We start from the raw sequence: 9,329 nt of genomic DNA, 5'->3' as shown, positions 1-9,329 counted from the left end.
GCGAGGCGCGCGACTTCCGGCGCGCTCAGGTGGGCAACATCGGCGGGCGCGATGCCGAGGCCCTCCAGCAATGCGTCCAGCACTGCCGAGTCGTCCGCACGCGGGGCTGCGGGGCGGGTCTCCGGCGCCGCCGCGCGCGCCGCGTCCAACCGGTGCGCCGGTATGGCAGTCACGGCTTTTTCTGGCGAGACGTGCTCGAAACTGCGTGACGGCGCGGCCGGTTCGCGCTCCGCCGGCGCGGGGGCGTCGCGTAACGGGTCGGCGGAGCCCAGCACGTCCATTAGCGCCTGATTCGCTTCGCCGCCGAAATGGCCCGGTTCGCGCAGTAATGGCGTCGCGGCGAGCGGGTCGGGCGTGAACGGCGTTTCGTCGCGCACAGGCTGCGGCGCAGCGCAAGCGCGGGGCGCGTCCCAGTCGTCGGGGATGAGCGGCGCGCTCGGCGGCGCCTCGAACTCCGGCGTGCCCGGCAGGCTCGCTGCGGGTAGCCGCGCAGGCGGCGTGGCTTGCGTCATCAGTGTTTGATCGAATGGCGCCCGGCTTTCCTCGTCCTTTTCGATGGAAACCGCAAGCGTATAAGCGCCAATCCGGATCTGGTCGCCATCGGACAACACGGCCTCGTGCGCGCCGTTCAGCGCCTCGCCATTCAGCAGTGTCGGATTGCTTCCCGCATCGACTAGCACATAGATGCCGTCACGGCGCTCGATGCTCGCCTGCATGCGCGAAATACCGCGCTGCGCGTCGCTCAGCACCAGCGTGCTCTCCGGCGCGCGGCCAATCGTTGCGCGATCGTCGATCTCCATCGTGCGTGGCGCGGCGTGCTCACCGGCTTCGCCGCCCTCAACAGTCAGCGTCAATCTCACGGAGCCTCCTGATTGCGAATCTTGGTCGTGCCGTCGTCGGCGTCGCGGGGCGGCGTGGGCGGCGCGGGGGGCACGGAAAGCGGCACCGGCGGCACGCCCGGGCCGAGCGGAATCGGGAAGCTCGACATCTCGATCGTTTCCGGACCGATGAGGATGTACGACGCCCCCGCACGCAGCGCGATGGTTGCGCTCGCCTCGATTTCCACCGCCGCGCCCGCCTTGATGTGCACGGCTGCGCCCGCGTCGAGCGAGTACGCCTCGCCCACGAACTGCTCGTGCGTCGTCATGCTGGCGGCCGAGACGGCGCCAACCACGCGCGACGTGCTGCTGCCCAGCACCGAATCGTTACGTGCGCCGCGCGTCTCGCGAAACTCCTCGCCTCCGATGCACAGATGCCGCTCGCCGGTGACGTTCATCAGCGCGTCGTGCTTGACCCACGTTTCGTGATCGCGCTCGGCGTGAAAGAACATTTGTTCGCCGCCCTTGCGGTCGTCGAGGCGCACTTCGTTGTAGCCGTTGCCGCCCTTCGTCGACTGACTCTTGAGCGTGGACACCGCGCTTTGTGCGGGCAGGTCGTACGGCGGCATGTTGGTCGAGTTGTAGACCGCGCCGACGATCACTGGCCGGTCGGGATCGCCTTCGATGAAATCCACCAGCACCTCCTGGCCGATGCGCGGCAGGCACATCGCCCCCCAGCGCCGGTTCGCCCAGCCCTGCGCCACGCGCACCCAGCAGCGATCGAGCCGATCCGCGCCGCCTGCCTGCGAAAGCTGCTCCCAATGGAACTGCACTTTCACGCGCCCGTATTTGTCTGTGAGAATCTCTTCGCCCGGCGGGCCGATCACGACCGCCGTCTGCGGGCCCGCAGTGTGAGGAACGGGCGTGATGCGCGCCGAACGGAACGTGTTGTCGCTGCGAACCGCCCTGAAATGACAGTCGAACATCGGCTGTGTGGGAACGCTCGTGGATACATAGGCATCCGATACGATTTCGGCCTGATTCTCGATCACGAGATACTGACGGTTCTGTGCGCCACCCGGATGATCGCGCAGCCGGAACAAGCCGCCCGCTGCGATGCCGCGTGAGGTGGCGCGCCCTTCCATCGCGTCGTTCTGCGTTTGATGGATCTCCACGTTGATGCGCGCGAGGCGCTCGCCGTCGCCCGCTTTCAGATGCCCGCTCAGATGCTCCTGCATCAAATACCGCGGCGGATCGTAGGGTGCGCTGCGTGTCGCGCGCGAAACGAGCCCTTCGCTGTTGCTCACCGAGGCCTTTTCGAAGTCGTAGTCGTTGACTTCGTAGCGCCCCGTTTCGAGCGTCGCGCCCGCATGCCAGCGGTAGACGCATTCTTCATCGGGTTCCGGCGTGTCCCAGCCCTGAAACGGCACCGACTCATAGTGCGCGATGGGCCGATGCTCCGCGCCGGAATCGGCCAGCACGAGCGTATGCTTGCCGCCTGCGTGCTCGAAGAAGTAATGCATGCCTTCGCGCTCCATGAGGCGGCTCACGAAGTCGAAATCCGTTTCGCGGTATTGCACGCAATGGTCGAGCGCCGGGTAGCTCGCCGTACATGCGTTGCGAAAGTCGATGTCGTACGACTCCAGCACTTGCGCAACGATTTGCGGTGCCGTGCGCTGATGAAAGAAGCGCCGGTGCGAGGCGCGCGTGAGCAGCCACAGGCGCGGATGCACGACCGCCTCATAGCGCGCCATGCGGTTTTTCGTGGAGTCGCCGGGTGCGAGCAGACGCAGCGTCGTGACAATGCCGTTGAACTCGCGCGACCCGCCCGCTGGATAATCGAGCGTCACAGAAAGGTTCTGCCCGAGCACCGCGCCCGGGTCGATATCGTTGTGCATGCTCAGGAATGCGATCTCGAAGCGGCTCAGGCGTCCCAGCGCCTCGCTCGCCGACATACGCAGAAACACTACGTCGTCGCCGAGCGCCGCACAGGTCATACGCACATGGCGACTAGTCGAAGGCATAGCTGAACTCCTCGTCCTCGACGCTCACATGCACACGCGCAAGCGTCTTTCCGTCCATCACGCGCGAAAGGAACGCCGTGCTGATGTGCGGCAGCACGCTGTTGGTGAGGATCGCGTCGATCATGCGGCCGCCGCTTTCCATGCGCGTGCAACGCTGTGCGATCTGCGTCACCACGGTCTCGTCATAGGTGAACGGCACGCCGTGCGTGAGCGTCACACGTTCAGCCACGCGGCCGAGTTGCAGCCGGATGATGGCGCTCAGCATCTCATTGGAGAGCGGGTAATACGGAATGGTCACCATGCGTCCGAGCAACGCGGCCGGGAACGTCTCCAGCAATTGCGTGTGGAGCTCGCGTTCAATCACCTCCATCGGTGGGCTCGTTCGTGGATCGCAGCACAACTGCGCAATGCATTCGGTGCCCGCATTGGTCGTGAGCAGAATGAGCGTATTGCGGAAATCGATGGAACGGCCTTCGCTGTCGTCCATCCGGCCTTTGTCGAAGACCTGGAAAAACAGCTCGTGCACGTCGGGATGCGCCTTCTCCACTTCGTCGAGCAGCACGACGCTGTGCGGCCGCCGGCGCACCGCTTCGGTCAGCACGCCGCCTTCGCCGAAGCCCACGTAGCCCGGCGGCGCGCCCTTGAGCAGCGACACCGTGTGCGCTTCCTGATACTCGCTCATGTTGATGGCAATGAGGTTTTGCTCGCCGCCATAGAGTGCCTCGGCAAGCGCGAGCGCCGTCTCGGTCTTGCCCACGCCCGAGGTGCCCGCGAGCAGAAACACGCCAACCGGCTTATTCGGATCGTCGAGGCCTGCGCGCGAAGTCTGCACGCGCCGCGCGATCATTTGCGTGGCATGCTGCTGGCCGATGATGCGGCGGTCGAGCACCTCGTTCAGCCGCAATACATTGCCGATCTCGTTCTTCAGCATGTTGAGCACGGGCACGCCGGTCCAGTCCTGCACGACCGCGGCCACGGCATGACGGTCCACGCCCGGCAGCACGAGCGGCGCGTCGCCCTGATGCTCGGCGAGTTGCGCCTGGCGTTCGCGCAACGCGGCAAGATCGGCGTCCGGGGCGCCTTCCCGCAGCGCCTGGCGGCGCGCGAGGATGTCTTCGACCATCTCGCGCTCCACCTTCCAGCGCGCGTGCAGATCGGCAAGGCGCGCGGTCTCGGTTTGCAATGCCGCCGCCGCGGCTTCGCGACGTGCCGCCGTATCGACGCCGATCGCCGCCTCGCGCCCGATCACCTCCAGCTCCGTGTTGAGCGCATCGATGCGCCGTTGCGCGTCGTCGACGGCCGGCGGCGTGGCGTGCTGGCTCACCGCAACGCGTGCGCACGCGGTATCGAGCAGGCTCACCGACTTGTCCGGCAACTGCCGCGCGGGCAGATAGCGATGCGAGAGCTTCACCGCCGCCTCGATTGCCTCGTCGAGCACCTGCACGCCGTGATGCGTTTCCAGCGCGGCAGCGAGTCCCCGCATCATCGTCACGGCACGCGCCTCCTCGGGCTCGTGGACCTGCACGACCTGAAAGCGCCGCGTGAGCGCCGGATCTTTCTCGATGTGCCTGCGGTACTCCGACCACGTCGTTGCTGCGATGGTGCGCACGCTGCCGCGTGCAAGCGCGGGCTTGAGCAGATTCGCCGCGTCGCCGGTGCCCGCCGCGCCGCCCGCGCCGATCAGCGTGTGCGCCTCGTCGATGAAGAGGATGATGGGATGGAACGCCGCTTGCACGGCTTCCAGCACCTGACGCAACCGCGCTTCGAATTCGCCTTTCACGCCCGCTCCGGCCTGCAGCAGTGCGACGTCGAGCGCCCGCAGGCTCACGTCGCGCAGCGCGGGCGGCACGTCGCCCGCCGCGATGCGCAGTGCGAGGCCTTCGACCACGGCCGTCTTGCCCACGCCCGCCTCGCCGGTGAGGATCGGATTGTTCTGCCTGCGCCGCATGAGGATGTCGACGACCTGGCGAATCTCCGCATCGCGGCCCACCACGGGATCGAGCCGGCCTTCACGCGCCTGGACCGTGAGATCGACGGTGAAGCGCTGCAAGGCGTCGTCCGTTCGGTGCGGCGTGTCGGGCTCCTGCGTCACGACAGGCGCCTGCGTCGATGCTTCCGGCGAACCGTCGAGCACATCGGCGAAGTTGGCAACGAGGTCATCCAGCTTCACGCGATCGAACTCGCGCGAAATACCGCGCAATGCGTTGCGCAGCACGGGCGTCTGCAACACGCCGACGAGCACATGCGCGCTGCGCACCTTCTGCGCGTCGAAGAGCAGCGAAGCATAGACCCAGCCGCGCTCCACGGCCTCTTCCAGCTGCGATGAAATATCGCTGACCGAGGCCGCCCCGCGCGGCAGTCGGTCGAGCGCATCGGTCAGATCGCGCGCGAGCGCCGCGGGTTCGATGTGGGCGTGCCGGATGACGCGGTGCAGATCCGAATCGGGCAACTGCAGCATCTGATGCAGCCAGTGCGCAAGCTCGACATACGCATTGCCGCGCAAGCGGCAGAACGTGGTCGCACTCTCCATCGCGCCGAAGCTGAGCGTATCGAGTTTGCCGAACATGACGGCGCGGCTGATGTCTGCCATTGCACTAGTCCTTTGCATGAGATGGGATCAACGGACGAAGCTCGAGTTGCGTCGCGTCGGCCGTGGCGGCGCGCGCGTGCAGCCAGGTCGTGTAGCCGAGGCGCTGCTTGCGCCCCAATGCGAGACGCGGCACCTCTGCGCGCCGCAATTGCAGGTTCGCGTCCCATTCGAATGGGTCGCGCAGGTATAGACGCACCCAGTCGGCGAGCCGCGCGAGGCTCGTACCGCCCGGCAGGAAGCGCTCGTAATCGCTCAGCGAAAGCGGTCCGAGCACGACGCGGAACTTGTGCTGCCGATCGAACACGCGGCCCCCAAGCATCGTGCCGACACCCATGAGGGCGTTTTCATCGCGCGCGCCGAGGTGTGTCAGCGCAGCCGCGGGCAGCTTCATCCAGTGCCCCACGTTCTGCACGACTTCCACTGGCAAGCCAAAAAAGCGCGACAGCACGATCCGCAAACCCGCTGCGTGGCGCGTGGGCCCCGCGAGCAGCCCCGCGAAATGCAGCTTGGCGAAATCGGGGACGCTGTCGCGGTTGCGTAGCGCCGCTTCGTTGAGCCCGAACACGGTGCCCACGTATGCGGAGAATCGATCGTTGTCGTCGCGATCGAGACTGACCACCGGCTGCGCCGTGGCCCACGCGCGATAGAACAGCGAGGCCATGCGGTGATGAAAGACGTCGAGAAAGCGCGCGAAAGTCGGATCGCCCGCGTTACGCGCGCGATGACGCACGTATTCGGTCAGATGCGTGGGCATCGGGCCATTCGGGCCAAGCAGACCGAAGAAGTTCACGGCGAGCTTCGGCGCGGCGTCCTGCTTGCTGGCGAAATGGCGTAACGCAGTCGGAAAGAAGATCAATTCGGGTTCCTGACCGAATCGCACTGCGTCGTCACGCGGGCGCAGCGAAGCGCCCACGCGCGGCAACCCGCTATGCGCACATTCCACCAGCCGCACTGCCTGAAAGAAGTCGAAGCGGTTCGCATCGGCAGAGAAGCGCTCGAATAGCATCACAGCGTCCGGCATTGCCCGCTCCCCGGCGCCCAGCGCATGATTTCACCGCGTGTGGTCGAAGACACGCAGGTTTCCGTAAACGAATTCATCGACACGTATTGCTCGAAGAAGCGCGCGAGCACCGCGCCGAACAGAAACGCGCTCGCACCTTCGAAACCGTTCTCGTCGAGCAGCACATCGAGCGCGAGGCCGCGGCCGAACACGATCGGCCCGCGCGACGGCAAGCGGCGCGTGACTGCGCGCGAGCCGATGGAGCGCAGACCTTCGATCTGCCGCGCGGCCGCGCCGTCGCCTTCGGGCGCGTAGAGCGCGAGCAAGTCGCGCATGGCGCGCGCGCCGCTCCCGTCCGCGTCGTCCACGAGCGACGCATAGTTGAGCGACAGGTGACTCAAGAGACGCCACGCCACTGCACCTTGCGCATAGGACGGCAATGGGCGGCTCGGGCCGGCGACACAGCGCACGCCGGATACCGGCGCTTCCAGCTCCAGAGTGAAGTCGGTTTCGCCCCGCCCGAGCGGCATCGTCAGCGTGAGGTCGCGGTTGGTGCACAGCACGCTCACGCCGAGTTGATGCAGATCGCCGGGATACGGCGCTTCGTGCGTATCCACCAGGGCGATCCAGGTTTCGCTGCCCGAATACGACGAACGCGTGCCGCGCTCCTGCTCGCGGGCGGATGGCAGACGTTTCTCGCGCCGCACCTGATAAAACGCCGTGTCGGGTTCGCCTGCGCCCAGATCGCGCATTCGGTAGAACGGCTGAAATTCGATCGGCGCACCGCCGCCCGAGCGATGGCCCGTCACGCTTTGCACGCGATAGACCTCGAAGTCGCGCGGACGCGTGCGGTCCGCCACCACATGATGTTCGAACTGCTCACCCGTCACCGCGATGCGATCGGCGCGGCGCGCAAAGAGATTGATGGCGGGCGTGCAATGCAGCGCGAAGTTATCGTGGTCGACCCGTTGTTCGAGTGTGGTATCGCCCTTCGAAAGCAGTACCACAAGCTCGATTTCGTCGCTTTCGCAACGAGCGAAATGCGAGCGCAATCCATCGATGCCGATGAACATGAAGCGCTGGGAAAATGCGAAATACTCCTGCAGCAGCCGATAGCCGGGAAACGATTGATCGCTCAGGGGCAGCAGGGCTTCTTCGTCGGAGAAGCCGAGCGGGCGCAGCGACGAAGGCGACAGCACGCCACCGGATGTCGCGATGCCAAGCGTCGAGCCGACCAGCAGTTCATAAAGTTTCGCCGCCGCGCCGTCGCTGCCGCGCAGGTAGATGGGCAGATGATCGATCGTCAGATCGCCGATGGTGCGCTCGCCGAGCGCGCGCAACTTGAGGCGCAAGCCTGCCCTCACGCCGCGCGGCACGGCGGCGACGCCGGGCAGCGCGCCGGTGTGAGTGAAAAGCCGCGCCTCCACCAGTTCGAGCGGAGACAAAGTGAGCGCGTGCGCCGTGCGGAACTCGCAGCGCGTCGCACGTTCGCCGTCGAACCGGCCCTGCAGGGCCGTACCGCGCGGCACGGCAACGCCGTCCGCCAGTGCGGGGTGAGTCTTGTCGGGCTGCAGTTGCACGACCGTCATCGCGGGCGTCGGCGCGAGATAGTGCGGATACACCAGTTCGGCGAGATGCTGCGTGAAGCGCGGAAACTCCGCATCGATTTTCATCTGCACGCGCGCGGCCAGAAAGCCGAACCCTTCGAGCAAACGCTCCACATACGGATCGGCGCAGTCGAAACCTTCGAGGCCCAGCCGCCCCGCGATCTTCGGAAACGCCTTGGCGAACTCGCCACCCATCTCGCGAACGTGCTGCAATTCGCGGCTGTAGTACTGGAGGAAGTCGGGGTTCATCTGGGCGTCACCTCTTCGTACACGTTTGCCTTGCCGGCTTCCAGATCGAGTTCAGTGCGCAAATAAAGCCGCTCGGGTACAGGGTGCGCATGGAGATCGCCTTCGACGATGAACGCCAGCGCGTTGTGTGCGATATCCACCCCACCGGACTCAATGGCGCGCACGCGCAGGGTGCCGCGCACGATGCGCGGCTCGAATGCGCCGATCGCCTCGGCAATCAGCCGTTCGATCCGACTGAGCTCCACGTCCGACGCGCTCTTGCCCGCCAGCTCCGCGAAGCCGAAGTTGAGCACCGAGTCGGCCACGCACGGATAGCGCGCGATCTCCTGCGCCGACGCGATGCCCCGCGCATTGAGGAGCCAACCGATATCGCGCATGACGCTCAGGCGCTGCGCGCGCGCCGAGCTGGCGCGATGCTCGCGGACTTCGCTCGTGGCTTCGGGCGCGTGGTCGGTCAGCCGCTCCAGCAGCGAGGGCTGCACACGCTCCGCGTTTCTCGTGCGCATGTCCGCTTACGCCGTTGCGCTGGCCGGAATGTTCCACTTGCACTCGACTACGCCGCCGAGCGCCGAGCCAGTGGTCGGATCCTGCTGCTGGTAGGTCACGTGGAATTTCTCGAAGTTGAGCGTCACCGTTTCGGTGAAGCGGTCTTCGCCGTCCGATCCGCCTGTCGCGTAGTTCGTGACGAGCACTTTTTCCAGATCGATCGTGTAGTACTCCAACGGTTTGGTGCCGCCCGCCTTGCGCACGGTGAGTTTTCCGGTGGGGAAATGCTTGCCCGTCACGCAGGCGGTCATGATGGCCGGCGTGGCGTGGTCCGTGTACTTGGTGATCGAGAGATCGTGCACATCGACCTTGCCGCCGCCACCGCCCGTGCCGAGGTGCATCGTGCCGGACTGGTCCATGCTCCAGCTCCACGAGAGCACGTCGATTTCATCCTTGTGAGTCTGATCCAGCGACTCGCCCGTGACCGTGCCAAGTTTCAGAAAAATATCGACTGCCATTTGGATTCCTTATTGATCATGTTCGTACAAGTTTGAA

The 9,329-nt window shown here is 65.8% G+C and carries 7 protein-coding genes; all 7 read right to left on the bottom strand.

Annotated elements, in window-relative coordinates:
* The coding region (locus AB4Y36_RS16420) for an FHA domain-containing protein (RefSeq protein ID WP_368683557.1) at positions 1-860 on the bottom strand (860 nt) is incomplete at its 3' end.
* A complete protein-coding gene (locus AB4Y36_RS16415) occupies positions 857-2,842 on the bottom strand; it encodes a type VI secretion system Vgr family protein (protein WP_368683556.1) in 1,986 nt (661 codons plus the stop codon). The genes AB4Y36_RS16415 and AB4Y36_RS16420, both read right to left, overlap by 4 nt.
* Positions 2,829-5,432 (bottom strand): type VI secretion system ATPase TssH, encoded by a 2,604-nt coding sequence (gene tssH / locus AB4Y36_RS16410; protein WP_368683555.1) that lies wholly within the window; start codon positions 5,430-5,432, stop codon positions 2,829-2,831. Before tssH ends, AB4Y36_RS16415 begins: the two co-directional genes overlap by 14 nt.
* A 4-nt stretch (positions 5,433-5,436) precedes the next feature.
* Complete coding sequence (gene tssG / locus AB4Y36_RS16405; protein ID WP_368683554.1) at positions 5,437-6,453, bottom strand: type VI secretion system baseplate subunit TssG; 1,017 nt, start codon at positions 6,451-6,453, stop codon at positions 5,437-5,439.
* Positions 6,438-8,288 (bottom strand): type VI secretion system baseplate subunit TssF, encoded by a 1,851-nt coding sequence (tssF, locus tag AB4Y36_RS16400; RefSeq protein ID WP_368683553.1) that lies wholly within the window; start codon positions 8,286-8,288, stop codon positions 6,438-6,440. Before tssF ends, tssG begins: the two co-directional genes overlap by 16 nt.
* Positions 8,285-8,794: a type VI secretion system baseplate subunit TssE gene (tssE, locus tag AB4Y36_RS16395; protein ID WP_069268865.1), complete on the bottom strand. Its 510-nt coding sequence runs from the start codon at positions 8,792-8,794 to the stop codon at positions 8,285-8,287. The genes tssF and tssE overlap by 4 nt, the downstream gene beginning before the upstream one ends.
* Positions 8,795-8,800: 6 nt before the next feature.
* Complete coding sequence (locus AB4Y36_RS16390; protein ID WP_069268864.1) at positions 8,801-9,292, bottom strand: type VI secretion system tube protein Hcp; 492 nt, start codon at positions 9,290-9,292, stop codon at positions 8,801-8,803.
* Between the last annotated feature and the right edge of the window lie 37 nt (positions 9,293-9,329).

The organism is Paraburkholderia sp. BR10936 (assembly GCF_040965735.1).
GTDB classification, from domain to species: domain Bacteria; phylum Pseudomonadota; class Gammaproteobacteria; order Burkholderiales; family Burkholderiaceae; genus Paraburkholderia; species Paraburkholderia nodosa_A.
The sequence above is the reverse complement of the archived record's forward strand: the minus strand, read 5'-3'. Positions and strand labels throughout refer to the sequence as shown.